The sequence below is a fragment of the Ktedonobacter robiniae genome (assembly GCF_016587375.1).
GTDB lineage: Bacteria > Chloroflexota > Ktedonobacteria > Ktedonobacterales > Ktedonobacteraceae > Ktedonobacter > Ktedonobacter robiniae.
This window is the reverse complement of the sequence record NZ_BNJG01000001.1, coordinates 2335635-2362467: the sequence shown is the minus strand read 5'-3', so window position 1 is coordinate 2362467 and position 26833 is coordinate 2335635. Positions and strand designations below refer to the sequence as shown.

General features: G+C 53.8%; 23 protein-coding genes, 2 tRNA genes and 1 rRNA gene. 5 read left to right on the top strand and 21 right to left on the bottom strand.

Annotation, left to right across the window (positions count from 1 at the left end; genetic code table 11):
• Positions 1-957 precede the first annotated feature (957 nt).
• Positions 958-2895: a magnesium transporter gene (gene mgtE / locus JMJ04_RS09840; protein WP_201370344.1), complete on the top strand. Its 1938-nt coding sequence runs from the start codon at positions 958-960 to the stop codon at positions 2893-2895.
• A gap of 88 nt (positions 2896-2983) precedes the next feature.
• On the opposite strand, the gene JMJ04_RS09835 is transcribed toward mgtE, so the two are convergent.
• Positions 2984-3706 (bottom strand): histidine phosphatase family protein, encoded by a 723-nt coding sequence (locus JMJ04_RS09835; RefSeq protein WP_201370343.1) that lies wholly within the window; start codon positions 3704-3706, stop codon positions 2984-2986.
• A 250-nt stretch (positions 3707-3956) separates the two neighbouring features.
• Positions 3957-4178: an ATP synthase F0 subunit C gene (locus JMJ04_RS09830; protein WP_201370342.1), complete on the bottom strand. Its 222-nt coding sequence runs from the start codon at positions 4176-4178 to the stop codon at positions 3957-3959.
• A 209-nt stretch (positions 4179-4387) separates the two neighbouring features.
• On the opposite strand from JMJ04_RS09830, the gene JMJ04_RS09825 reads away from it, so the two are divergent.
• Positions 4388-5098 (top strand): response regulator transcription factor, encoded by a 711-nt coding sequence (locus tag JMJ04_RS09825; protein WP_201370341.1) that lies wholly within the window; start codon positions 4388-4390, stop codon positions 5096-5098.
• Positions 5099-5142: 44 nt separating this feature from the next.
• On the opposite strand, the gene JMJ04_RS09820 is transcribed toward JMJ04_RS09825, so the two are convergent.
• The 3 genes from JMJ04_RS09820 to JMJ04_RS09810 form a co-directional block, all read right to left on the bottom strand.
• Positions 5143-5535 carry a MerR family transcriptional regulator gene (locus JMJ04_RS09820; RefSeq protein ID WP_201370340.1) on the bottom strand — a complete coding sequence of 131 codons (393 nt, stop codon included), beginning with the start codon at positions 5533-5535 and terminating at the stop codon, positions 5143-5145.
• Positions 5536-5585: 50 nt separating this feature from the next.
• Positions 5586-5702: ribosomal RNA gene (gene rrf, locus JMJ04_RS09815) — 5S ribosomal RNA — on the bottom strand.
• Between the two features lie 199 nt (positions 5703-5901).
• Complete coding sequence (locus JMJ04_RS09810; protein ID WP_201370339.1) at positions 5902-7644, bottom strand: serine/threonine protein kinase; 1743 nt, start codon at positions 7642-7644, stop codon at positions 5902-5904.
• Between the two features lie 301 nt (positions 7645-7945).
• Between JMJ04_RS09810 and JMJ04_RS09805 the strand changes: the two genes are divergently transcribed.
• On the top strand, positions 7946-8428 hold the full coding sequence (locus JMJ04_RS09805) for a PRC-barrel domain-containing protein (RefSeq protein WP_201370338.1): 483 nt from the start codon (positions 7946-7948) through the stop codon (positions 8426-8428).
• Between the two features lie 77 nt (positions 8429-8505).
• Here JMJ04_RS09805 and JMJ04_RS09800 read toward each other — a convergent pair whose 3' ends face one another.
• Complete coding sequence (locus JMJ04_RS09800; RefSeq protein WP_201370337.1) at positions 8506-10749, bottom strand: tetratricopeptide repeat protein; 2244 nt, start codon at positions 10747-10749, stop codon at positions 8506-8508.
• A gap of 173 nt (positions 10750-10922) precedes the next feature.
• A complete protein-coding gene (rsmA, locus tag JMJ04_RS09795; RefSeq protein ID WP_201370336.1) occupies positions 10923-11807 on the bottom strand; it encodes a 16S rRNA (adenine(1518)-N(6)/adenine(1519)-N(6))-dimethyltransferase RsmA in 885 nt (294 codons plus the stop codon).
• Positions 11808-12278: 471 nt separating this feature from the next.
• Here rsmA and JMJ04_RS09790 point away from each other — a divergent pair, with 471 nt between their 5' ends.
• Both JMJ04_RS09790 and JMJ04_RS09785 read left to right on the top strand, forming a co-directional pair.
• Entirely contained in the window at positions 12279-15065 is a 2787-nt protein-coding gene (locus JMJ04_RS09790) for a transglycosylase domain-containing protein (protein WP_201370335.1), read from the top strand.
• Between the two features lie 143 nt (positions 15066-15208).
• Positions 15209-15712 carry a hypothetical protein gene (locus JMJ04_RS09785; RefSeq protein ID WP_040444277.1) on the top strand — a complete coding sequence of 168 codons (504 nt, stop codon included), beginning with the start codon at positions 15209-15211 and terminating at the stop codon, positions 15710-15712.
• Between the two features lie 47 nt (positions 15713-15759).
• On the opposite strand, the gene JMJ04_RS09780 is transcribed toward JMJ04_RS09785, so the two are convergent.
• The 14 genes from JMJ04_RS09780 to JMJ04_RS09715 form a co-directional block, all read right to left on the bottom strand.
• Complete coding sequence (locus tag JMJ04_RS09780; protein ID WP_201370334.1) at positions 15760-16278, bottom strand: L,D-transpeptidase; 519 nt, start codon at positions 16276-16278, stop codon at positions 15760-15762.
• A 326-nt stretch (positions 16279-16604) separates the two neighbouring features.
• Complete coding sequence (locus tag JMJ04_RS09775) at positions 16605-17246, bottom strand: uracil-DNA glycosylase (RefSeq protein WP_201370333.1); 642 nt, start codon at positions 17244-17246, stop codon at positions 16605-16607.
• 174 nt (positions 17247-17420) lie between these two features.
• Positions 17421-19862 (bottom strand): polyribonucleotide nucleotidyltransferase, encoded by a 2442-nt coding sequence (locus JMJ04_RS09770; RefSeq protein WP_201370332.1) that lies wholly within the window; start codon positions 19860-19862, stop codon positions 17421-17423.
• A 526-nt stretch (positions 19863-20388) separates the two neighbouring features.
• On the bottom strand, positions 20389-20658 hold the full coding sequence (gene rpsO, locus JMJ04_RS09765; RefSeq protein ID WP_201370331.1) for a 30S ribosomal protein S15: 270 nt from the start codon (positions 20656-20658) through the stop codon (positions 20389-20391).
• Between the two features lie 358 nt (positions 20659-21016).
• Positions 21017-21394 carry a 50S ribosomal protein L7/L12 gene (rplL, locus tag JMJ04_RS09760; protein ID WP_201370330.1) on the bottom strand — a complete coding sequence of 126 codons (378 nt, stop codon included), beginning with the start codon at positions 21392-21394 and terminating at the stop codon, positions 21017-21019.
• Between the two features lie 48 nt (positions 21395-21442).
• The gene (gene rplJ, locus JMJ04_RS09755) at positions 21443-21979 is read right to left on the bottom strand and encodes a 50S ribosomal protein L10 (RefSeq protein ID WP_201370329.1); all 537 of its coding nucleotides are present in this window, start codon (positions 21977-21979) and stop codon (positions 21443-21445) included.
• A gap of 268 nt (positions 21980-22247) precedes the next feature.
• Positions 22248-22958 carry a 50S ribosomal protein L1 gene (gene rplA / locus JMJ04_RS09750; RefSeq protein ID WP_201370328.1) on the bottom strand — a complete coding sequence of 237 codons (711 nt, stop codon included), beginning with the start codon at positions 22956-22958 and terminating at the stop codon, positions 22248-22250.
• An 82-nt stretch (positions 22959-23040) separates the two neighbouring features.
• Positions 23041-23463 (bottom strand): 50S ribosomal protein L11, encoded by a 423-nt coding sequence (gene rplK / locus JMJ04_RS09745; protein WP_201370327.1) that lies wholly within the window; start codon positions 23461-23463, stop codon positions 23041-23043.
• Between the two features lie 139 nt (positions 23464-23602).
• Complete coding sequence (gene nusG, locus JMJ04_RS09740; RefSeq protein ID WP_201370326.1) at positions 23603-24193, bottom strand: transcription termination/antitermination protein NusG; 591 nt, start codon at positions 24191-24193, stop codon at positions 23603-23605.
• Positions 24194-24225: 32 nt separating this feature from the next.
• Positions 24226-24609, bottom strand: a complete 384-nt coding sequence (gene secE / locus JMJ04_RS09735; RefSeq protein WP_040444271.1) for a preprotein translocase subunit SecE — start codon at positions 24607-24609, stop codon at positions 24226-24228.
• A 75-nt stretch (positions 24610-24684) separates the two neighbouring features.
• Positions 24685-24855: a 50S ribosomal protein L33 gene (gene rpmG, locus JMJ04_RS09730; protein ID WP_085954412.1), complete on the bottom strand. Its 171-nt coding sequence runs from the start codon at positions 24853-24855 to the stop codon at positions 24685-24687.
• Between the two features lie 118 nt (positions 24856-24973).
• Positions 24974-26179, bottom strand: a complete 1206-nt coding sequence (tuf, locus tag JMJ04_RS09725; protein WP_201370325.1) for an elongation factor Tu — start codon at positions 26177-26179, stop codon at positions 24974-24976.
• 245 nt (positions 26180-26424) lie between these two features.
• Positions 26425-26496 (bottom strand) — tRNA-Thr (locus JMJ04_RS09720).
• Positions 26497-26521: 25 nt separating this feature from the next.
• Positions 26522-26605 (bottom strand) — tRNA-Tyr (locus JMJ04_RS09715).
• Between the last annotated feature and the right edge of the window lie 228 nt (positions 26606-26833).

Sequence of the window (26833 nt, the reverse complement as noted above, 5' to 3'; positions counted from 1 at the left end):
TTATTAACCTGCTTATTACAACCAGACAGTGAAACCCTGTGCACCCTTCTCCCGTGTACAAGAAGACACATAACACAGTCTAAGCCACATTGAATCATTGTGATACTTCTCGTTATGTGCATAATGTGCAACATGCACATATGTACTATGTACACTAAGTAACTTGTCACCTCTTTAAGGACATGTTATACTCAGTGAAGAGAGAAAAATCTCACAATTTCCAAAAATTTTTTCGTACACCCACAATCAATGCGATTGCTCCGCTTCGTTACCGATCTAGCGCCACTACTGGCGCTCCGGAGTAAATACGCATAATTGCCTGGGCAAAGGAGGTGAGGGATATGGACGCTGGCCCTAGTTCTAGTCATAGTACTAGTGGCAGGCCTAATTGTGCCTGCCAATGGGAGAGTTCTACTCCTCATCGAGTAGCCAGGTGTGGTTGCGATGGCTCACTTTCCAATACCTCGCTTGCCTGACCTATAACCACCATACCCTTACTCGATGAGCTGACATCCACCAGTTTCCCCCTATGATATAGCATTATAGTCAGACCCAAGAGATGTCGAGTAAGGACGATCCCGCCTTTGCCAGCAAGTCCTTGTGCTGCTCAGCAGCATCCCCCTTATGGCTTTTCTGCTCTGTCTATGAGCGCGTCTCTGACGATGTTCTCTTACAAAAGAGGCATCGCTAGTCCTACCTGTCCGCGCGACAGGCTTATACCGCTCCCGACAGACCAACCTGTGCTCGGCTTTGCTATCCGAAGAATATTACACAGTCTCCAGTGACCCTCCTGCCCACAGGAGAACTAGGAACACTGTACGCCTTGCTCCTTTAACAGGGCATCTACCACCGCAAACGAGCAACTGCAAAGGACATTCAAACTACTTATACACATATGTGCACAGAATGTGGATAAGTGGATACGCACTACTGAGTCTTGAAAAAGGCGGTGATTTCATGATTTTCTTGAGCGATCTGCTCCGCCGGAGCATTGTCGATAACGACCATCGCCGCGTGGGTAGCGTGCGCGATGTCTGCGTCTCCCTTGATGAGACCTTTCCCGTGGTGACCGCGCTCGTCGTCCATCGCAGCGGCAACGGAGAAACGATGATTCCCTGGTCCCAGGTAGCTACTGTAGAGGGACCAGAAGTACGCTTAAATGTTAATAAAGATGGTATTACACCTTATATTCCACATACTGAAGAGCTTTTATTAAAAAGAGATATCCTTGATAAGCAGATTGTAGATACTCAGGGCTTCCGCGTTGTTAAAGTCAATGATCTTAAACTGGCTCAGATTAAGCGCACCGCGCGCCTGGTTGGTGTGGATATTAGCCTGAGTGGCCTGCTGCGTCGCCTTGGCTTGCAAGCCACAATTGACCGCATCGGGCGCGTCGTTCCATTGCAGTTGCCAGAGCGAACCATTACCTGGAATTATGTTGAACCCATTCAGGTGGTGGGCGCACACACCGGTCAGCTCGCCCTGGCAGGTACCACCGCTGCAACCGTGGGGGCAGTTGGCGTTATCCCCAAGCTCCAGCTCAACGTGAGTCATAACAAACTGATCGATCTCCATCCCGCCGATATCGCCGACATTCTGGAGCAGCTCGATGTCGAAGAGGCCGGGGCCATGCTGGAGCGCCTGGACATGGAGACCGCCGCCGATACCCTCAACGAGGTCGAGTATCCCTTGCAGAGCGAGCTGATCAGCGAGCTGGATCCCGAGCGCGCCTCTGATCTCCTGGAGCGCCTCCCACCCGATGATGCTGCCGATATCCTGGCCGAGATGGCTCCGGCTGAGGCCGAGCACCTGCTCAACCTCATGCCCACTGAGGAGTCGCGCCCCATTCGCGATCTCCTGCGCTATGATGCCGAGACGGCAGGCGGTATTATGACGCCTGAGTACCTGGCGCTCTCCGAGACATCGACGGTCGAGGATGCGCTGACCTACCTGCGCCAGCACTCAGAGCACCTGGAGATGGTTTACTATCTTTATGTCATCGATGAGCAGCACCATCTAAAGGGTGTGGTCTCGCTACGGCAACTGGTTGTCGCCGAACCCACGACACGCATCGCCGATCTGAAGGACCCGGACGTCATCAAGGTGCGTGTGGATACCGACCAGGAAGAGGTGGCGCGGATCATCGCCAAGTATGACCTGCTCGGCGTGCCCGTCGTTGATGAGGAAGATCACCTTGTGGGACTGGTCACGGTCGACGACGTCATCGACGTTATCCACGAGGAGCAAGCTGAAGACCTCTCCGATATCGTGGGCGCAGATGTGGAGGAGTCTGAAGAAGAGGAGAATTTCTCCTGGTCAACCGCCGCTCGGCGCACAATCTGGCCTATTGTCAATGTGATTGCAGGCTTTGTTCTGGCCCTGGTCCTGGCTCAGGCCTTCGCCCCTCTGCTCGCACATACCACCGCACTCGTTAGCCTCGTAGGAAGTGTAAGCGATAATCGGCTCTCACTGGCGCTTGGAGGTCTCTTCTGCCTGGTTCCGATGCTGCTGCTCACAAGCGGGAGTGCCAGCTCACAGGCCCTGGGCATCGCAGGCTGGAACCTGCGCAGCACACGCGGGCGTGATCTGTGGAAAACGATTCTGCGTGAGTTGCTGATCGGCACCTTTAGCGGCATTGTCGTGAGTATCCTGGCTGGGATTGCGGCCTTCGTGCTCTTCCATACCGTTGCCTTAAGTCTGGTGGCGGCGCTGGGCTTTGGCTTTACACAGTTGATCGCCTACTTCTGCGGCCTGGGTCTGCCCAATCTCTTGCAGCGCCTGCGCCTGCGTGGCAGTTTAATCACAGCGCCTCTACTTGATCCTGTGATCTCCGTGATTAGCCTGGGAGTCTTCCTGACCGTAACCATTATGCTAATCGAGCGCGTCGCGCTATAGCTCTTTCCCTTTTTATAAGAGGTACAGAATGTTAGGATAGGACATGCCTGCGGCATGTCCTATCCTAACATTCTGTACCTCTTATTTTTTATTGTTCGCTGGCAGGTTCGTCGGGCTGGTCGACCTGGTAGCGCTTTCTCTTTGGCAGGGGAAGCTGTTCCCAGGGGATGAATGTATCCGTCTCCAAGCCACGCACATGCATATTATCGTTATAACGTATCAAGCGCCAGAAACTGGTTCCATTATGCTCATCCTCTCGCCACTGAGTAATGGAGGTATTCTGGGTAAAGAAATGGGCAGGCGGCATGGCAAAGGTGCTATAGCGGAAGAAGTAGGCGAAAGAATTATCGATAACACCGCCATGACAGACGATGACGATACTCTTGCCGGCATGCTCTTGAGTAATGCGCTCTAAAGCGGTGGCGACACGCAGGGCAAAGGAGGGCCAGTTCTCGCCACCTGGCGCTATCGGTTTAAATGGCTGGTGCAGAAAGTCCGGACCGGGACCATAGCGCTCGTGATATTCATCATAGGTCAGGCCATGGGCTTCGCCTTCTAGCATTTCCTGCACCTCATCATCAAAGATAATTGGTAGCTCAAAGGCCGGGGCGATAATCTCGGCGGTCTGTCTGGCTCGTGGAAGGGTACTGGCGATCACAACGTCTGCCTGGATCTCGCGTGTAGCAATCAATCTATCGCGCAGGTGCTCGGCCTGCCTGACGCCTAATTCGGTAAGCCCATCATCGCGAAGAAACTGGTGTACCTGGCTTGTGGCTTCACCATGACGAATCAGATAGAGCTGGGTGGTCATAAAAGAAGTTTTCTCCTCTTTCTTTAGCACAGCTTCGCGAGAACTATCCCTCGAGCCTACATCATAGCTACAATATTGATTATATTGACATTGTAGCATATGCACTCTTTATCCTGCCTGCTTTTTTCGCGCCTATGGCGCTCAGGGGTAAGATGTGTATGTGGAAAACGGCAGAGCCGTTTTCCACATACACATCTTACCCCTGAGGTTAGCGTAACGAGCCGAGGCAAGAGCCAGAGGAGATTCTTTATCACTGGCGCAAGAGGATCAACAAGCCCATGACCAGGGCGTAGATGGCAATCGTTTCGGAGAAAACCAGGCCTAGAATGAAGTTTGTGCGTACGGTGCTTCCCGACTCAGGGTTGCGCCCTAACGCCTCATAAGCGCGCCCATTAGCTAAACCCATGGCGATACCCGCGCCAATTGCTCCCAGGCCAATCGCCAGGGCGGCGGCTATTGCTTGCCACATCATGCTCCTACCTCCTTATAGGTGAGTTGTATGTATCTCTTTTCTCTTTACACCTCAATTGTAGCGGCTTCACCGGACAGGCAACATCGTACGAATGGATGATTACTTCTCAGCCAAACGGATCTCATCCATCTATCCTGGTTTTCATGCTATATTTTTGCTATTCTATGCAAAAGAAGTAATAAAGCTAAATACATACCAGAGGAAGAACGATGAACGACGCCTCCAAACCATTGCGCCTGCTCATCGCCAGCGCACACCCGGTTGTCTGCGAAGGCCTGCGCACTATGCTTGCCGGTAGCCCGGATATTCAACTGCTTGCCATCGCCACATCGCTCCCTGAGACAATGCGCCTTGTAGGCGAACTCCAACCCCAGGTCCTGCTCATTGATACGCATATTCACCAGGGCGCGACGCTCAAATCCCTCAGCATGATGCACGGCGAGTGGCCAGCCCTGGCGATTGTGGGACTCGCCATGCATGCCGATGACCCAGAGTTTCTCCTGGCCTGTCTGCAAACGGGCATGGCAACGTGCCTGCCGCTACATGCCAGTCGAATGACCATCCTCCAGGCCCTGGCTGCGAGCGTCCACAAGGAGACGCTCCTCCAGCACGCCCTGGTGCGGAGTTTGCTTAAGCGAATAGAAGGGGCGACACCTGTAGATGAGAGATCGTCTGCACAGGCGCAGTGGGTGGATCTAACGGAGCGCGAGCTAGAAGTGCTGACCTGTGTCGCACATGGCCAGCGTAACAAGGAGATTGCTACCTATCTGAGTATCAGTGAGCCAACCGTCAAGACACACCTGGCAAACATCTACTTTAAATTGCAGGTCGACTCGCGCGCCTCAGCTGTCGCCGTCGCCATGAAGCGGGGCCTCATAACACATGAGAAGGCTTCCCATACCGGTAAGGACCAGCTTTAGCGCGTTTCCCAATTTTTCAGCAGGGCCATCGCTACGCATATTTCTTATTGGCAGTTTGCCAGTACGCAATCGATGCATTCTTCGAGGGTGGTACAGCTGCATCCGCCGCCCTGCACCAGCAGGTGCTGCATGGTCTGAGCTTGATTAATAACGTTTTGTACCTCGATGAGTTTACGCTGCACCAGACCCTGCCAGTGTGCCCCAAGGGGAACTTCGCCCTGTCGCTTCTCTAATAGAGATTGAATTTCTGTAAGAGAGAAGCCAATACGCCTGGCGGTTTGTACGAACTCCAGTGTTTGCACCGTCTCTGGCGCATAACGTCTCTGACCGCTCACCCTGCGCGGCGGCGGCAGAAGGTTAATGCTTTCGTAGTAACGAATCGCCGAGGTGCGCAGGCCGGTGCGCCGGGCGACTTCACCAATACTGAGTTCTTCCATGCGTTTGCTCGTGTTCGATATAAACAAAGAACCGCCCGTGTGAGCGGGCGAAACGGCGGTGTCCTATTTTCCCGTGGGGCTGCCCCCAAAGTATCGTTGGAGCTGAAGAGCTTAACTACCGTGTTCGGGATGGGAACGGGTGTACCCTCTTCGCAATAACCACCGGTTCGCCTGCGCATACAAGCGGTTCCGATTGACATGGTGCATAATACCATCCTCTTCGCGATTTGTCAACACTTTTTTTGCGACTTTTCAAAAATCATCAAATTCGTTGGCTTTCGCGCTTGCGGCGCTCAACCAGCGTTAATCAGTAGTTGATGAAGTGGTGCCCCTGGCTGCCAGGGGCACCACTTCATCAACTACTGATTAACTAAATTTTGCGCTATCGATCTTCCAGCTTCCATCGCTCTGCTGAACAATGATCCCCGTCCAGTTTTGCTCATGCGTCTGGACAACACCCTGATCATTCTCCTCTTGAACCACCAGATGAACGGCTTCCGTCACGGTCCCATCACCATTGGATGTCTCGCTCAGGAAGGTGATGTCCTGGTGGTGCACCTTAGAGTAGCCGCTGGAGAAGCGATCATAAGATAAACTGTTTTGAAAATTGGGCGACAATTGATTATAAGCACCTTGATAATCGCGCCGATTCAACTGGTCATAGTACGACTGCACAACGGCGTGCGCTTTCTGTACCGGGGTCTGTATAGGAATCGGCGTTGGAGCTGAGGTTGGGGCAGTCGTAGGGGTAGCAGTGGGCGCGGTTGTAGGGACCGTAGCGGCCTGACTGGCTGGTGTGGTGGTAGCGACTAGAGCATTTCCCTGCTGTTGGTTCCCCGATTGCCCCGTGTTGCCCTGGGGCTTTTGCGCGAAGGCGCCCATGACCTGCAAGCTGATAAAGATAATAGCGGCCAACAGGGCGAGGCTCGGCAGAGACTTCAGAACCAGTGGCCAGGCACGCTCTTGCTTCTGCTGCGGATAGACAGGCTGCTGGGGCCAGCCTCCCTGCATAGGCATACCATCCTGAGGAGTCGCCTGCCAGTAGACCTGATTCGTGGGCGTTGGATAGGGTGGTTGGGCAGTGACGCTCTGAGGGGTTGGATAAGGCTGCTGAGGCGTCTGAAGATAACCGGCAGGGGCAGGCATGGCGTAGGGAGCGGAACGCTGCACCAGTTCAATGCCCGCAAAGCTTGCGGGCAGCGTTGGCAGTACGCCACTTGCCACGGCCTTCATCTCCGTCACCCCCTCAGAGGTATAGATCGCATTTTGTAGCGCTTTGACGAAAGCCCCGGCCGTCGCATAACGCTCTTCACGGCTCTTAGCAGTTGCCCTGGCCAATACAGCATCCACCGCCAGCGGGACCTCGGGATTGACGCCATAGAGTGCAGGGAAGGGTTCATACAGGTGCTTATCAACGACCGCGTAATGGTTATCTCCTTTAAAAGGCACGGATCCGCTAAGCATCTGGTAAAAAATCACGCCCAACGCGTAGATATCGACACGCGCGTCAATCTCCTCACCGCGCAACAGCTCTGGCGCCATATAGGCTGGCGTTCCCAGAATGGTTCCCTGGGAAGTGAGGGTTGCGTTATGCTCATCTTCTGCCCTGTCTACCAGGCGCGCGATGCCAAAGTCGGCGAGCAAGAGCCTGCCATCGGGGTAGAGTAAGAAGTTGCTTGGCTTGAGATCGCGATGAATCACATGCTGCTGATGGGCGTAATCCAGGGCGGAGGCCGCCTGCATCATAAAGCCCAGCGCCTGGTGCATTTCCAGCTTTCCCTGCCTTGCTAGCAGACCGCTCAAGCCGCCACCACTCACATACGGCATCACCAGGTAGGCATAGCCTTCGCCTTCGCCATAGGCATAAATAGGGATGATATGCACATGCTCAAGCCGGGCGATGATATCCGCTTCGCGCTGGAATCTCGCCAGAAAGTCCTCAGCCTCCGAGCCCTCAGCCTCCGAGCGCAAGATTTTAATCGCTACCAATCTCGCGGGCCGTTGCTGTTGCGCCAGGTACACGGTACTCATGCCACCCCGCCCAATGACCTTTTCGATGGTGCAATTACCTACTGTTTTGCCTAAAAAAGCGCTTTCGTTCTCCTTCATCGCACCCACCTTTAGCATTCTTCCAAACGAACAATGAAAATTCCGCTTGCTAAAAGCAATGGAGCCATATTTGCATATATCTCCAACCAATGTCCATTATAAAGTCAAATACATGATAAAGCAATTTTACGCAATTCCCTATGAGGTATCTCACAGTGGATAAAGAGAATTACCAAGGGGGGCGACAAAGTGTATAATAGGTCAGAACATAGTAGTCCGACGCTGCTGAAGCACGCGTCGGACAGGTTAGCGTCCCGCTATAATTATATTGATCAATCCTATCAAGGAGCACCCAATACATATGGAAACTACGAGTAGCAGAAAATGGTCTGAGTTACTGGGCCTTCCGGTCTATGTACCCAAACTGGGAAAGTCTCTCGGGACCGTCGTGGACTTTTTCTTTAAAGAGGGATCAAACTCTATCTATGCCCTGCGTGTCCATACACGCGTCAATGGCGATTTTGCACTGCCAGTGCGCGGCATCAAGGCCGTTGAAGTTGACAGAGTGACTATCGATAACGAGAACATGCTTATAAAGGCGCTTCCCCCACTGCCACAGAGCAAAGATCTGATCGGCATGCCCGTTGTCAGCGAGAAGGACGAGGCCCTGGGCGAGGTGGGCGAGATCAGCATCGCCCTGTATCCTCTTAACGCGATGCGCTTGAATGCTTTGGGTATCTCCACTAATGGACACAAAGCCAGGGGCATCTCCGCCGATAGCATCTTGTCCTTCACCAATGAAAAGGTGGTGGTCGAGAATCATATCGCGCGTAAGCTAAAGTAACCTTCAGAAAAGAGAGGAGAGGAATGGTCAGGACGCGGACAGGTCCGCGTCCTGACCATTCCTCTCCTCTCTTCTTTTTATACCCCTCGCAGGCGCTCGGCTTCGGCCTCGGCGGCGCGGGCATCCCTCTTGCGGTAGAGCTTGCGCAGAGCCTCTGCCTTGCGCAACCAATTATCGGGATCGTTGGGCGCGAGGCGAATGGCCGACTCGGCCGCTGCCAGAGCCTCGTTATACCGGCCCAACAGCTTGAGGATCAAGGACTTGTTATGTAGCGCGGAGACCATACGTGGATTGACCTTGAGTGCGTTATCGTAGGCGCTCAGGGCCGCGCTATAGTTCCCGAGGCGATAGAGGGCATTCCCTTTGCCATTGAGGGCTGCAGGCAGGCTGGGATTGCGGCGCAGGGCTTCTTCATATGCATTCAATGCCATGTCATAGCGCTCCATACGACTCAAGACGGTCGCCTTACCGAGCCAGGCGGGGGCAAAGCTGGGATCAATCTGCGTCGCACGCTCAAAGGATTCCAGCGAGCGGCGATAGTTGCCCAACTCTTGCAGGAGCTGGCCCCTTCTCTCCCAGACCTTCACATAGTTTGGATCGAACTGGAGCGCCCGGTCATAATTGTCAAGCGCGCTTTTAAACTTCTGCTGCGCGTAGAGCACATTGCCCATGCCATAGAGAGCAGGCGCGAAGCGTGAATCGCGCTTGAGCGCCTCTTGATAGGCCTGGTAGGCTTCGCGTAAGCGCCCCATTTCGAGCAGAATCAAGCCCTTGCTGTTCCAGTTGAGCGCAGAATTAGGCTCATAGCTCAGAGCCTGCTCTGATGCTTGCAAAGCCTCTTCATACTTGCGCATCTGGCGCAGGACCAGGCTCTTATTGCTCCAGGCCAGGGCCATCCTGGGATCAAAGCTCAGGGCGGTATCAAAGGCATTGAGAGCCTGCTCGGGGAGGCCGAGCGCGCTCAGAGCCGCGCCCTTCCCATTCCAGGCAACGGCATTACCAGGTTCAAGCAGGATGGCACGATCAAACGACTGCAAGGCATCGCGGTTCTGGCGCAAGCGATTGAGCGCGACCCCCTTCCCATTTAAGGAGGTTACCAGATCGGGATCAAGCTGGAGCGCACGCGTAAATGACTGCAACGCCTCGCGATGCTGACCATTTAAGGCCTGTGTCAAGCCACGCCCCTGCCAGGCCTGGGCATTGAGCGAGTCCGTTCTGATTACCTGGTCATAGAGCTTGAGGGCCTCAGGGACACGCCGCTGTGCATAGAAGGTATAGGCATCCTGTAAGAGCTGGCTCGTCTCAGGCGAGGAGGCCGTCATTGTGGACGCGACCCCTGAGGCATACGGTGTGGAGGTTGGCCCTGACATAGTCGCGATGGGTTGGCTCAAGGTGCCGCTGATGCGCTGTTGATCTACATGGCGCAAAACATCCAATACCTCTTGCGCGCTCGCTGGGCGCTTCTCCGCGCTCATATCGAGCATGCGTATTAACAAAGCCTCAAGTTCGTGGGGAACCATGGGATTGAGCTGCGATGCCGGGCGGAAGAAGAAAGGTTGCTCGCTGGGATCAACGCCTGTCAGCAGGCAGTGCATTAAGGCACCCAGGCTATAGATATCGGAGCGTGGCGTGCTTTGTGCCTTCCCATACTGCTCAGGGGCGGCGAAGCCCGGCGAGCCAAGCGCAACGGTATCATGCGATTGACCAGGTTTAAAGACGCGCGCGATACCGAAGTCAATCAAGTAGATATGATTGCCATTGACCATCACATTCGATGGCTTTAAATCGCGAAAGATGATGGGCGGTTGATGGCTGTGAAGATAGTTCAATACATCACAGAGCTGTTTGCCCCAATCCAGCACCTGGTCGAGTGGCAGCGGCTTACCTCCCGCCTGCTCCAAATAGTCCTCGACCGTGCGGCCCTCGATAAAGTCCATAACCAGGTAGGAGCGCTCATTCTCGCTAAAGTGGTCATAGATGCGCGGTAGATTGGGATGCAGCAGGTCCGCCAGGAGAAGAGCCTCGCGCTCAAAGGCGTCTTCCGCCTCCTGAGCAGTCGTCGAGGAGAGTCCCGCTTTACTCATCTCTTTAATCGCGATTGGACGGTTATTAAAGCGCGTATCTAATGCTTTATAGACCGCGCCCATTCCTCCCTGACCAATCAGCGCTTCAAGCTGATAACGGCCATCGAGTAGGGTTTGTTCGGGTAAAGCTCCTGTGGTGTGTCGAAATGGTAGCGCGGTGGCGCAATATTGACAGAAGCGCGCCGTCGCCGCATTCGCCGCCCCACAGTTCTCGCAGAACTGCTCCAGTGTCGACATAAATCTCGCTACTTCTTCATTTCAGAATAGGCTACACGCTAAATGTTCTCAATAATTTTTTTCTGGTACTCCCAGAAATTGCGGAGGGGGATTTTTATGGGGACACCCCATTCCCCAGCAGGAGGGAGACCCCTCCTGCACCTCCCCTTTTTATCGGATGTATCAACACCTGGTTACTCAGCAGGAGTGGTGCGCAGGGCTTCGAAGGCGCGCCAGAGTTGCATCCACTCTTCAATGCTGAGCATCTCTGCACGCCTGTTGGCTTCGATACCTGCCTGGCTGAGACAGGCACGCACTACCTCATTTTTATAGTGTAAGGCATGCGTCAGCGAATTGTGAAGCTGTTTGCGTTTCTCTGCAAAACCCGCCTGGACCACGCGGAAGAAGCGGTCACGCTCCTCCAGCGTCAGGGGCACCTCGTCATTGACATCAATACGCAAGATGGCCGAGTCAACTTTGGGCGCGGGATAAAAGGCCTGGGCTGGCACCTTGCTTACAATACGTGGCTTACCATAAAACTGGATACTGACCCCCAGGACGCTTAAATCGCCAGGGGCCGCAGCAATCCGCTGTGCCACCTCCAGCTGGACCATGACGACGAGTAGTCTGGGTGGATTCTGGCTCTCCAGAAAATGCCGAAAGGTGGGCGCAGTAATATAATAAGGCAAGTTCGCCACTAGTTTGTAGGGTCTGTGCTCAAAATGGTCCTGGGGATTGATAAAGAGCAGGTTACGCTCCACCAGTTCAACATTGGGCCTATCTCCTACTGTCTTCTCTAGCAAGGTGAGCATATCACGCTCTAGCTCAACCGCTACGACGCGCCGAGCCTCCTGCGCAAGCTCGCGCGTCAGGACGCCCGTTCCAGATCCTACCTCCAACACTTCGTCATTCTCGTTAATCTCAGCCGCCTCGACAATTCGTTGCAACACGCTCCGGTCAATCAGAAAATTTTGTCCAAAGGCCTTATTTGGACGCATCCCATGCGCGTAGAGAAGATTTCTCAGGTCCCGCATATTCGTCAGGTCGATGGCGTCATAATTTATATTTGGCACCGCCATGGGCTGGTGTAGCTCTCTCTCTTTTCCCAATGCTTTCTTTCGTCCGTTCTTACCACGTATGCCTGATTTTTGTACAGGTATTGCCAGTCGCTAGCAGACCCTTTCTTTGCACCACCATTATATACTATCGGGTCTATCCTGCACTCAGGCTGAGGTACTCTCACATTTTCTACGTCGGACCACCTCTTGAGTTGCAATATACGCACGAGATAAGTGATTTTCAGCTAGCACGCTGGTTTCTTTTCCGCTCAATATCCACATATATGCATATGCATCTACAAATAGAAGTACCAATATCCCCGAATTTCTACGCAAATACTCCTGATTGCGCTTTCGTTCGTTTCATAATATGAATAGTGAGCGAATTGTGCATATAAGTCAGAAAATTTCAGATAAAGCATGTGGACAGAGGTGGGGCCGCTTGCGAGGAAATAATAAAAAGATCTTAACGCAGGAAGGATATATAACTTTATGCCAACCAATCATTCTCAAACGAATTCTAGCTCCGATTCCTCTCCTTCACGCTCCTCTCCACAGGAACGCCCGGCATGGCAACAGGAGAACGAACACGCGGAGGCCTATGGCGAGCAGTCAACACTTCCTCGCCCTCCTCTCGCGCGTCAGCCTACTTATCAGCAAAGCCTAGGGCAAACAGGCATTCCCCATCCCAATGCCTCCACAGCTCCCGCGCCAATAGTAAAGCCCCCTGTGCCTCTCAATCGCACCAGCCAGTTTGTCCAGCCAGGAAGCATACGAGGAGACATACAACCAGCGGTGCCACCTCCTGTAGCCGCGTACGCCAGTAGTGGGTCCAGGCCTCTTTCCCAGCCATTACCAGACGCATCGCAACGCCAGAGGCACGCCCGTGTGCTACGCAAAAAGCGGGTACGCCTGAAGCAGCCCAGGCCAGATATGGTAGCACGCCTGCTTATGGGTGGCTCCCTGCTCTTCCTGGTTGCTCTCCTTTTCACATTTGGCGGGACAGGTATAGCATATGGCTACTATCAGATGCAGCTTTCGTCGATCAATGGTATCGCACAGCATTCGCTTTTCCAGAACACGCATATTTATGATCGGCATGGGAAGCTGCTCTACGAACTATACGATAAACAGCTTGGGAAGGGACGCCGTACCTATGTCAGTTATCAGGATATCTCGCCCCTGCTCATCAACGCCACAGTCGCTGCGGAGGATCATACCTTCTGGAGCAATGGAGGCGTCGATCTCCAGGGCATTGGGCGCGCGCTGCTCTCCAATGCTCGCAGCGGTGGCGTACGCGAGGGCGGCAGTACCATTACGCAGCAGCTTATCAAGAATCAGTTTTTTAGTGGCAAAGAGCGCACGGTAGGCATCAAGTTTCAGGAAGCCATTCTCGCCGCCGGGATCACCCAGCAGTACCCCAAGTGGAAGATCATGGAGATGTACCTGAACACCGTCTACTATGGAAATATCAACTATGGCGTCGAGGCGGCCGCGCGCGACTACTTTGGTCTTAAGCCAGATTGCCAGGGAAATCACTGCAAGCCAGCCGTCTCGCGCCTTACGCTGGGTCAGGCCTCGCTGCTGGCAGGTTTACCACAGAGTCCAACCTACTACAACCCGGTCATCAACAAGGATGTCGCGCTTGAGCGTCAGCAGATGGTCCTCAACGCCATGGTCGCGATGAAGATGATCACACCCCAACAGGCCCGTCAGGCTCGCCAGGAGACGCAGCAGAGCGATATCCAATCCTATTCTACTGACCAGGAGATGAAGGCCCCCCACTTTGTACAATATGTCATCAACCAGCTTGAGGAGGTGTTGGGCGGCCCGGAGCAGCTTCGAGATGGGGGCTTTGACGTCTACACCACTCTGGACTATGACCTGGAGCAGAAAGTTGAAGAGATCACCTATAACAACCTCTATACAACAACATATGATCGTGGGCTGGGAACCTATAACGTCTTAAGCCGCGATAAAAACGTCAATAACGCCTCGGTCGTCGTGATGGATCCCAAAACCGGAGAAATTCTCGCCATGAACGGGAGCGCCTCCTACGAGGCGAATTATCCCCAGGTGCGCGGCCAGCTCAATGGTGCGATGACGCCACGCCAGCCAGGCTCCTCTTTTAAACCGATTGTGTACGCGACGGCCTTTGAAATGGGCTGGTATCCCGCGATGATCGTTTCCGACCATCGCACGATCTACCCGGTCGATCCGCCGGATTACTACCATCCCCAGAACTACGATGGCAGCTTCCATAGCGATTATCCGATGACGGTACGCACGGCGCTGGCCAACTCTTTCAACATTCCCGCCATCGACGCGATTATGTTTACAGGTGTACACAACGTCCAGAACATGGCGGCGCGCCTGGGCATCTCAGAGGTGGCAAACCAGCCTGACTCACAGACGGGTCCCTCCATGGCCCTGGGTTCAAAAGAGGTCTCACTGCTGCATATGACCGATGCCTATGCGACCTTTGCCAATCAAGGGCTACGCATGCCCCCAGTCTCGATCCTCTCGGTCAAGAGTAACCAGGGACGCGAGCTTTATAGCTTCCATCCACGCGGCATTCGCGCGCTGCGCCCCGACGTTGCCTTTCTCATGAATGACATTCTCTCGGATCGAGTCGCCCGCTATAAAGAGTTCTATCCGGGTAATCCCCTGGAACTGAGCAGACCAGCCGCCGCCAAAACTGGCACCACGGATAGCTTCCGCGATAACTGGACGATTGGCTATACGCCCTATCTGACGGTAGGAGTCTGGGCGGGCAATAGCGACAATGAGCAGATGTACGATGTCATTGGTATCACGGGAGCGGGTCCGATCTGGCACGATGTCATGGAGTACGCCTCGCAGCACTATAACTTTCCGCCAGACGACTTTCCTCGTCCCGATAATGTGCATCGAGGTGCAGTCTCCGCCAACACCGGCCTGGCATATGCAGCTGGCGAGGGCGCGGTAAGCGACTGGTTTATCGATGGAACACAGCCAACCATCCAGGGCGCCAACTACTATGTTCCCCCCCTGGTATGCCCGAAACCCAAAGATGATGAAGAAGGCGACAGCACCAGCAACGAGGATATACCAGAAGCATGCCTGAAAGACAGTAGCAAGGACGGCAAAGATGGAGATACCGGGAAGAACTCGTCCGGCAGCCCGAGCGCTGGTGGAGGAAATAGCCCCAACGGCAGCCAGGTGACGCCTTCCACCAGTACTGGCGGAAATAGCCCTACCAACAACCCGCAAATCATCGATGTGACCCCGGGTCCGTAAGTGAAACAGTAACATTGAATGGACAGGCGCGCCTGTCCATTCAATGTTACTGTTTCACTTACTTGTGGATGATAAAATACTATAATACTGACGAAGCTATTCAGCCATTAAACGATACTACTTCCCGGAGGTCTACATTCTCTATGTCAGATAGATCGAACCAGGGCCAGGGCGGCGAGGAGCAATTGCCACCTCTGGACCCAAACTTTCGTCCCCTTACGCGCACCGAGCGGCGCAACCTATGGCTCAAAGAGTATGGCGAACAGGATATCGCGCTCCAATTCTGGGTGAAACTTGCAGAGCAGACAGACCAGGAGTTTCCCGTGATGTTTCAGATGCATGGGCAGCTCGTCTTTGGGCAGATGATCAGCACGCTCGCCTACGCCCGCTTCCATGTCGAGCTTTATGAGGGGATGTATCGCCAGGAAGATCCCGATACTGCAGACTTCCTGCGTGAGTTCTATACCAACCTGGTACCACCCGCCGACCAGCCTGAGATCGGACCGGCAGGACTGCCCGTGCTCTATGAGTATGTACACCTGCGCGATATCACCATCATCAGCGGGGGTCATAAGACTAAGCTACCATACTGGCGTGGGCGCGTCAGCGCCGTTGAAGCCTTCGTTCTGGGCGCCACCACTGAATAACAAGGTGGTGTGATTTGCGGGCAATGCCCGCAAATCACACAAACCCATTATTCAATCTGTACAGTTGTTCCCACAGGTGCCCAGTTGTAAAGCCATTTCGCGGAATCCAGATTCATGCTTACGCAGCCATGTGACCCTTGATTATCATCGCTCGTGCCGGGGCCAAAGGAGGAGCGCCAGGTCGCGTCATGTAAGAAGAAGCCACCATCCTTGAACGCGAGGGCATAGTTGATATAGGTTGGGGGATAGTAGTATTTTGAGTTCTTTGGCCAGGGGGAATGGAACCAGGTTGGGCTGAGCTTTTGTAGCACATGAAAAGTGCCGGTTGGGGTCGGCAGTTGGGTTCGACCCGTCGTTACCAGCGTATCAAAGACTTCTTTATCGCCCTCGTAAGCAGTCAGCTCCTGTTGTGAGATGCTTACGACGATGCGCTTACCTTGCGTGGTCTGGTCAGTATAGCCCTGGGCATAAACGCGGTGTAGCGCCTGGGGCGCGAGTATGAGACTGAGCAGACAGAATAAAGCAAGTCCCCCTAGTAAAAGGGAACGTTGAAAACTTGTTTGCATAGTATTATCTCCCTTTCCCATTGTGAAAGCAAATCTTTATCCACACATCCACTTCGTGCACAGCTCTGTCAGTGCTATGCCAACCCACCACTCCATTGCAACAAGGGACAGGCTCATCTCTCAACGCGGATGACCTTCTCAGACTATTTTGCACAGGTAAACCAATCTCAACAACAGAGTTGGTCCTGGTCATCAGTAGCCATACTGTGCGCACCTTCAGATTCATAGCCTCTGGTGCGCACGAGGTCAGTTCCTACACACCTTGCCACTACCCTTGCTTGCTCTCACCTCCATGACTTGCTGGTCGGGAGATGTAGAGGAGATTATTAGAACAGAGATAACTGCTGAGGTGGTTCCTCGTTTTTCTTGGGTGCTAAGACAACTTTGGGAGCCGCCGCGGCCATGCGTTCCGCCTCCGCCATTACCAGGGGAATCTTCTTGAAATCTTCACGAATTACGTCTTTCAGACTGGCCTGGTGCAGACCTGCCGCCGGGTGATACATGGCAATACAGATATACCCTGCATCCTTTTTGCGCGCCCGTCCATGAATAACACTGATCTTCTCATTACCAAAGAACTTGGCCATTGAGAAACGCCCGAGAGTTACGATGACCCGCGGTTTCAGCGCCTCAATCTGGCGATCTAAATAATTGTTACAGGCCGCAATCTCATCGGGTTGGGGATCGCGATTCTGCGGAGGGCGACATTTCACGACATTGGTAATAAAAACATCGGAGCGTTTGAGATTTATGCTTGCCAGGAGTTCATCGAGGAATTGTCCCGCGGGACCCACGAATGGACGTCCTTGCTGATCTTCGTGGTAACCAGGGCCTTCACCAATAAAAAGGATCTTAGCACTTGTGCTACCTTCGCCTGGTACAGCCCTCGTTCTACCCTTACAGAGATTACATTTCGAACAGGTAGAAACCTCTACGGCTACCTCTCTCAGTATCTCCTCTGACGACATGGCATATTACCCCTTTTTTAATCGTTACTAGCGTTGAGGTCCTAAGATGTCTCTATATTGTACAGATCTTTTGTATATTACACAACTATATTGTGCATAATAGGGTCAAGAACCAAGTTAAGAACACTATAGGCGACACGAGGTCGCCTATAGTGTTGCTGCTTATTTGAGGTTTTACCAGCGGCGATCCGTCGAACGCGGACCAAAGCCACCGTTATCGCGGCGTGGTGGACCACCTGGGCCGCTTGGGCGACTGCCGCCAGGACCACCCATGGGACGGCGCTGGCCAAAGCCACGATCTCCGCCGCCACCGCCACCGCTGTAGCCACCACGGTCTCGATCTCCATAGCCGCGACCACCGCCACCGCCGTAGCCACCACGGTCTCGATCTCCATAGCCGCCACCCATGCGACCGCCAGAAGGCGGGCCTTCACGACGATCTCCATAGCCACCACGGCTCATGCCACCGCGACCTGGGCCACCACGACCACCGCGCTCACTCTCAATCTCGGCCTGACTGGGCATCTCGCCACTCAGGGCCGCGCGACGCGAGAGGTTGACGCGTCCCTGACCATCGACCTCGATTACCATGACGGTAATCTCATCGCCGAGCGAAACGACATCTTCAGGGCGCATCACCTGGTAGTCAGCAAGCTGCGATGTGCGAACCAGGCCCTCTTTCCCGGGCAGGATCTCGACGAAGCAACCAAAGTCGACCAGACGGCGAACCGTACCGGTATAGATGCGACCAACCTCGACCTCTTCGGTCAGGGCGCGAACCGCATCCATCGCACGCTGCATCGCCTCACCAGAGGTGGCAGCAATGTTGACGGTCCCATCGTCCTCGATATCGATCTTGGCGCCACTCTCATCCTGGATCTTACGAATCATCTTGCCGCCCGGCCCGATGACTGCACCAATCTTATCAGAATTAATCTTAATACTCTGAATACGCGGTGCATAGATCGAGAGCTCCTCGCGTGGAGCGTCGATTGCGTCCAGCATCTTCTCCATGATGAACATACGGCCTTCATGTGCCTGTTCAAGCGCCTTGGCCATCACATCATAGGTGATACCTTTGACCTTGATATCCATCTGAAGGGCGGTCACACCATCGGCGGTACCCGCGACCTTAAAGTCCATATCGCCCAGAGCATCCTCGATGCCCTGAATATCGCTGAGGACGGCCCACTTGCCTTCGCGCTCACCCTCACCAGTAATCAGCCCCATGGCCACCCCAGCCACAGGCGCGTGAATGGGAACACCCGCTTCCATCAAGGCAAGGGTTGTACCACATACCGAACCCATCGAGGTTGAGCCGTTGGAGGAGAGAATATCCGAGACCGCGCGAATGGTATAGGGGAACTCTTCCTGTGTTGGAATGACAGGCGAGACCGCGCGCTCAGCCAGGGCGCCATGACCAATTTCACGACGACCAGGGCCACGGAGTGGCTTGCTCTCACCAGTGGAATAAGGCGGGAAGTTGTAGTGGTGCATGAAGCGCTTATTATCATTGGTCCCCAGTCCATCGAGCACCTGCTCTTCTCCAGGTGAGCCAAGCGTTATCACGCTGAGCACCTGCGTCTGACCGCGGGTGAAGAGCGCCGAGCCATGCGTGCGAGGCAGGAGACCAACCTCGCAGGTAATGTTACGGATGGTCTTGGTATCGCGGCCATCGGGACGTATACCTGAATCTAGAATGGTATTGCGAACGTAGGCCTTCAGCTCCTTCTCATAGAAGCCGATGATCTCCTTCAGGCGATCAGGATACTGCGTTCCCAGCTCGGTCACCAGATCGTCCTGCACCTGGCTGAGCGAGGCTGAGCGAGCCGTTTTATCGGGATTGCTGACCGCGGCCTCGAAGCGTGGGCGAACGAACTCCGCCACCTTGCCCTGAAGCTCAGCATCGGGCACGGGGGCCGCGAAGGTGCGCTTGGGCTTCCCACAAACCTGGACCAGCTTCTCCTGCATCTTCACCAGATCTTGCAGGGCCTCGTGACCAATACGCAGAGCCTCCAGCATCATATCTTCGGGCAGTTCTTTGGCACCGGCCTCAACCATCATAATCGCGTCAGCGGTACCGGCAATTGCCAGGTCCAGCTTGCTGCGCGACATCGCGGAAGCCGGGGGATTGATCACAAACTGATCATCGACGTAGCCGACGCGTACGGCCCCAACCGGGCCAGCGAAGGGGACATCCGAGATGGAGAGAGCGGCAGAAGCGCCAACAATACCCATAATATCGGGGTCATTTTCCTGGTCGACGGAGAGGACAGTAATCACGATCTGGACGTCGTTGCGATAACCTTTGGGGAAGAGAGGGCGAAGAGGACGATCAGTAAGGCGGCTGGCGAGAATAGCATGCTCAGTCGCGCGACCTTCACGCTTGATAAAGCCACCGGGAATTTTACCAGCAGCATACATGCGTTCTTCAACATCTACAGTTAACGGGAAAAAGTCAATGCCTTCACGGGGTTCATCGCTGCCAACCGCGGTTGCCAGGATCACGGTGTCGCCGTATCGCACAAGTACAGCGCCACTACTCTGTTCCGCTACGCGACCGGTCTCTATACTCATGACGCGGCCACCGATAACGGCTTCTTGACGGTGAATCATATTTCCTCCGACTAATGCACCCTAATACCTAAAACGCGAAAGTGTGTTAAAGCTCCTCAGGAGGGGTCTGAAGTCTTGCCGGCCCATCTCTCGTTATAACCTGGGTGCGGATCACTGCTCTTTGAAATGTCCTTTTTTTCGCAAACATAGCTGCAACTGGCTTCAAAACATCGTCTTCGCTCTAGCAGTGCGTTGCGTGCTGATTTATTACTTGCTGTGTGGAGAATAAAACCCTCTTCTGCCTATCGTCTTCGCTCGTTCCTTCGTCTCTAGCTTCCTTCGTAAACACCAATGACACACGAACAACCTTGAGGAGCAATACTTAGTAATACTTGCGACCTCGCAAACACAACCGGGAGCTTTTTATAGGATGCCTGCTTATCCAGTGGGAATAGCAACATCTGTGGGACACTCCCTATCCCTGTGAACTCTTGGAAAAGGTGCAGCGGTCGGGCGAACGCAAAGGCGTACGCCAGGATTGCGCCGACCGCATTAATTGTAGCCCAACGGCTTTCGCGATACCGTTTTAGCGGCGTAGGCCCAATTTTTGGATCAGGGCGCGATAGCGCTCTGGACTTTTCTTGCTCAGATATGCAAGCAGACGCCGACGCTGACCAACCATAATTCTCAGGCCACGGCGTGAATGGACATCATGCTTATGCACCTTGAGATGCTCAGTCAAGCTCAGAATGCGGGAAGTCAGGATAGTTACCTGAACTTCGGGCGAACCAGTATCGGTCTCATGGACGCGGGAATCAGCAATAATTTGTGATTTCTCTTCAACTGTCAAAGCCACGCTTCTAACTCACCTCCTACTAGGAAAAGTTGGGAAAGACGTAAGATCTTTCAGCATTATAACATGGATCACCGGAGGGCGCAACGAAAGGCGTCCCCCAGATCAGCTTTTGGGTTGTGTCGTTGTTGTTCGTGTTGTGTATAGGTGTATTGTATCGAAAGCTGTTCAGGAAGATCGTGTGTAGACATACAAGCTAGAGGGTTTTTCCAGCAAGATGGGGCCAGAACCTCCCTACCGGGAGGGTGGGGAAGATTAAGAGCACGCCTTCAAAGTCGGAGAGGAGACAGGGAAACGTAGAAGCTTCCCTGTCTCGCTTCGGTATCGAAGGGGACAGTCACTTAAGTTACTTACTTAAAAGCTACTTAATGGTGACTTTCGCGCCAACCTCGGCAAGCTTCGCGGCGATGCGCTCGGCCTCTTCCTTGGAGACAGCCTCTTTAACGGGCTTAGGAGCCTCGTCGACGACAGCCTTCGCCTCTTTGAGACCCAGGCCGGTCAGTTCGCGAACAACCTTAATGACGTTGATCTTGTTGGCGCCAACCTCGGTCAGGACGGCGTCGAACTCGGTCTTCTCTTCAATAACAGGAGCAGCGGTGGCCTCGGTAGGAGCAGCGGCAACAGCCACGGCGGCGGGAGCAGCGCTGACGCCCCACTTATCCTGAAGAGTCTTGCTCAGCTCGACGAGCTCAAGGACGTTCAACTTCTCGATATCAGCAATGATTGTCTCAACGGACATGATCGTTCCTCCTAGATATGCACATAGACATGCATTGAATACACAGTTTTATTCGGCGGAAGCTCCACCGAGTTGATCAGCACGACCCTGTAGGACATAGCACAGTTCGCGCATGGGAGCGCTAATTAAGCCATACACATTGGACAGCGGACCCTGAATGGTGCCCACTACCTCAGCCTTGGTCTGGTTTTTGCCACCCCTGATCTTGCCGATGCCTTCAACTTGCTCGGAAGACAGCGTGCGGCCACCCAGGATGCCAGACTTAAGGACGACAACCTTGGAGTTGCCGGTATAATCAACGACGGCCTTAGCGGCTGCTACCTCGTCGTCGAAACCGAAAGCGACGGCGGTCTGACCATTGAAGATGCTCGTATCGAGCTCATTCATGTTGTTGCGCTCGCTCGCGATACGCAACAGGGTATTCTTAGCGATCTGGAACTCGACATTGGCGGCGCGCATCTTTTTGCGCAGGTCGTTCATGTCTTTGACCGAGAGACCCTGAGTTTGAACCAGGATAGCAATCGTCGCACGACCCAGCTTATCGGTTAACTCCTCGATCATCTGAGCCTTTGCTTGCGTTGGCATGTTGCTCTCCCTCCTTTCCTAAAAAATGTTTTATCTTTTAAACGCCTTGCGAGATATTCGCGCGAGGCATGAAAAAAGCCTTCGGGATGCAACCGAAGGCGTGAGGAAAGCCGCGTATTTCTCGGCATGAATTCAGGCGCACACGTAGCGAGTACGCATGGAGAATCTTCATGGAGACGCGCAATCCTCGGCAAGCCGATGCCAGGGGCATCATTTCAACACAGCACGTGTGCTTGCGGTCTTCGGTTGCGAAGTATCTTTTTGTCTGTTAAGGTTTGAGCGCCAGGGCGGTCGGGATGTCCAGGCGAATGCTGGGCGACATCGTCGACGTAAGGACTACGCTCTTCACATAGGTGCCCTTCGCGCCAGATGGGCGGGCACGTACGACTGCGTCGATCACCGATGTAATGTTCGACATCAGCGCATCTTCGCTGAACGACAACTTACCAGCAGGGATGTGCAGGAGCGAGGTCTTGTCGACTTTGAACTCTACGCGGCCAGCTTTGACTTCGCGGATCGTCTTAGCGAGGTCAAAAGTGATTGTACCAGCTTTTGGGCTGGGCATCAAGCCACGGGGACCAAGTTTCTTACCGAGACGGCCAACTTTACCCATGACATCGGGGGTAGCGATGGCGACGTCAAAGCCGAGCCAATCGCCCTCGATCTGCTTGATCAGGTCATCGAGGCCAACAAAATCCGCGCCAGCGGTCTCGGCCTCACTGACTTTTTCGCCCTGGGCGAAAACCAGCACCTTGACTTCTTTACCGGTGCCAGCGGGAAGCATCGCGACGCCGCGAACCATCTGATCAGCGTGGCGGGGATCGACGCCAAGCTTCATATGGACCTCGACGGTCGGATCGAATTTAACGTAATTTAGTTTCTTGAGGAGTTCGACAGCTTCCTTGGGCTCGTACAGCTTCTCCGCTTCCAGGAGCTTGCTGACCTCCAAGTACTTCTTGCCATGCCTTTTGATTGCCATATTCTTTTAAGCCCTCCTTGAGGCTACAACCGCAGTGACTTTCGGGCCAATGCTTAGTCTACGATGGGTAGTGAATCGTGAACTAACCGATGGTGATACCCATGCTGCGGGCGGTACCTTCAATGGTGCGCTCAGCCGCCTCGACACTGTTTACGTTAAGGTCTACCATCTTCAACTCGGCGATCTCGCGGAGCTTCTCACGCGTAATCGAGCCGTTTTTGGTCTTATTGGGAACCGCGGAACCTTTCTCGACGCCTGCTGCACTCTTCAGCAGATAGGAGACAGGCGGAGTCTTGATTACGAATGTAAACGAGCGGTCCTCGTAAATGGTGATTTCAGCTGGGATAATCATGCCAGCCTTATCCTGGGTACGCGCGTTGTACTCCTTACAGAACATCATAATATTGACGCCGTGAGGACCGAGCGCTGTACCAATTGGGGGCGCCGGGTTTGCCTTGCCCGCCGGAATCTGTAGGCGAACGACAGCTTTAATACGCTTTGCCATAACCTATGTCAACTCCTCAAGAATTACCTATGAATGAACGGCCTGCTGATTTAGTTGCCCACAAGGGACAACCTCCTTATACGAAAACCAACGCCGCTCTCGCGACTAGCGCTTGCGCGCTCAGGTTTTCGAGAGGCACCTAAATCTTCTCGACCTGTAAAAAGTCCAAAATTACAGGCGTTTCGCGACCGAAGAAAGAGACCAGTACAGTGACCTTATTACGATCCATATTGAGATCACTGACCGTACCGATGAAATCCGCAAAGGGTCCATCGACAACGCGAACACTCTGACCTTTGGAAAAACTGATTTTGGCCTTGGGTTTCTCAGTCTCTTTTGTGACCTGCTTCAAGATCGTTTTGACCTCATGCTCTTGCAGGGGCACAGGCTTATTACCAGAACCGACAAAGCTCGTGACGCCGGGTGTATTTCTCACCACATACCAGGCCTCGTCGCTCATGATCATTTCCACGAGCACGTAGCCAGGGAAGACCTTGCGCTGCACCGTACGGCGCTGGCCCTGCTTGATTTCAACTTCTTCCTCCATGGGCACAATGACGCGGAAAATCTTTCCACGCATATCCATGGAAGCAATACGAGCTTCAAGGTGACTACGCACCTTGTTTTCGTAGCCGGAATAAGTATGAATCGCAAACCAGGCACGCTCTTCGGTAGTAGCACCGGCATTAGTATCTGGCTGGTCATTCTCGCTGGTATGTTCAGTAAACACGGCTCTCCCCTTCTGGTCGCCAGGTGACGAAGCTATTTACCGTTAATAAGCACAAAAATTTGATTCAAACCCAGGTCAACCAACCCCAGAAACAACCCAACCGCTAAAGAAATGACGATAACAGCGATAGTCATGTTGCGAGCTTGCTCAAAGGTGGGCCATGTCACCTTGTGGCGGAGTTCGTAATAAGAGTCAACAACAAAACCACCAAAGGCAGTATTACGGAAGCGGGCCCACGTAGAATTGCCTCTCTGCTCGCGACGCGTGGTTTTGCCACGATCACGAGTAGCTACCTTTGTTGTCACGGGTGTTTTATTGCTCTTAACTGGCTGTTCTTTCTCCCTACCGCTCACCTTCGCCTCAGCCATCTGACTCCGGCTAGTATTTCTTTTTTTCTCGGCCATCTTGTTTGCCACGTTCAGCCTTTCTCGATCAGTAGCAACTGTACATGCGCGCTAGCATAGGTGCTAACCTACACATACTCTACTATCTTACTTGGTCTCGCGGTGGGGCACATGTTCCCGGCAAGTCGTGCAGAACTTGCGCAGTTCCATACGGTCGGGATTGTTTTTCTTGTTTTTCTCAGTGGTATAGTTGCGGCTCTTGCAGGTTGTGCAAGCCAACGTGACCACAATGCGATTTTCTTTGCCTTTAGCCATGATTTTCTCCGTTTTGTTGCCTGGCTTGCAGAGGATGCACTGAATCTGCTTTGTTTGCGAAAGAACATGGGCGCAACATGCATTGCTGCTGGAGCGCCCATGCGTTTACAACCAATTGATCTTATGCAAGAACCTTGGTGCAGATGCCAGCACCGACGGTACGACCGCCTTCGCGGATGGCGAACTTCACGCCCTCTTCCATCGCGACCGGCTGGATCAACTCGACCGTCATCTCAATGTTGTCGCCAGGCATAACCATCTCCACGCCTTCGGGCAGCTTGATCGATCCCGTCACGTCCGTGGTACGAACGTAGAACTGAGGGCGATAGCCGTTGAAGAATGGCGTATGGCGGCCACCCTCTTCTTTCGAGAGGACGTAAACCTGCGCCAGGAAGTTCTTATGCGGCTTGATCGAGCCCGGCTTGGCCAGCACCTGGCCGCGCTCGATGTCCGTACGCTCAACACCACGCAACAGACAACCAACGTTGTCACCTGCCTGGCCCTCATCCAGCGTCTTCTGGAACATCTCCACACCTGTGACAACCACGGTGCGGGTCTCTTCCTTCATACCAATGATCTCGATGTTCTCGCCAACTTTGACGATACCACGCTCGATACGACCCGTGGCCACGGTACCGCGACCCTTAATGCCAAAGACGTCTTCCACTGGCATCAGGAACGGCTTGTCGGTCGCGCGAGGAGGCGTGGGGATGTAGGAGTCCACCGCATCCATCAGCTCCCAGATGCACTTGGCTGCCTCGTCGTTGCGCGAGAGGTCGCCCTTGCTCTCCAGAGCTTTGAGCGCCGAACCGCGGATGATAGGAACATCGTCGCCAGGGAACTGGTACTTCGAGAGCAACTCCCGCACTTCCAGCTCGACCAGCTCGAGCAGCTCCTCGTCTTCCATCATGTCGCATTTGTTGAGGAAGACCACCATCGCGGGAACCTCAACCTGCTGTGCCAGCAGGACGTGCTCGCGCGTCTGAGGCATAGGACCATCAGGAGCACTCACGACCAGGATCGCGCCGTCCATCTGGGCGGCACCGGTGATCATGTTCTTGATGTAGTCAGCGTGACCGGGGCAGTCCACGTGAGCGTAGTGGCGCTTCTCGGTCTGGTACTCCAGGTGCGCGATCGAGATGGTAATACCACGCTCGCGCTCCTCGGGGGCCTTGTCGATCTGGTCGAAGGCCGTGTACTTAGCAAGCTGAGCGGCAGCCAGGGTCTTGGTGATGGCCGCGGTCAGGGTCGTCTTGCCGTGGTCGATGTGACCAATCGTACCCACGTTAACGTGAGGTTTTGTACGCTCGAACTTCTGCTTTGCCATTTCCTAATGAGGCTCCTTTGCAATCCTCTTGCGATCAGATAGCAATGGGTGTAAACATGCAGCAGCCGCCCCCTGATATTTGATCGCATTCCTTGGAAAATATCTTCCTATTTATTCTACCAACGGGAAGGGAATGGTTGATCAATTCAGAAGACGGCAGCAAAAGCTTTTAGTACGTTCACGCGGAATCTTATAAAGATGAAAGCGCTGCGGAAGTGCCCGGCGGTTTCATCTAGAAACCACGGAGCCCGTGATGGGATTTGAACCCATGGCCTCATTCTTACCAAGAATGTGCGCTACCCCTGCGCCACACGGGCTAGACAGACCAGGAGAGGTCTGACTTGGTGGGCAGTGGAGGATTCGAACCTCCGAAGCTTTCGCAACTGATTTACAGTCAGTCCCAGTTGGCCACTTTGGTAACTGCCCAGGTGGTGTCACTCTCTATTAGGAATTATCCCTAGAAATCACACCGTTTTGTCGCCGTCATTCTGAACCGGTCGACGTGACGTATTATAGCCGACCCTCATAGCGATGTCAAGCACTTTTTTATCAGTTCTGCCAAGATTTAAAAAATTCGTTATGAGGCCGGAGTTATAAACAAAGTAGGGGAGAATACCGCCACGAAAAAAGAGAAGAGTGGGTGTGAAAGCACGC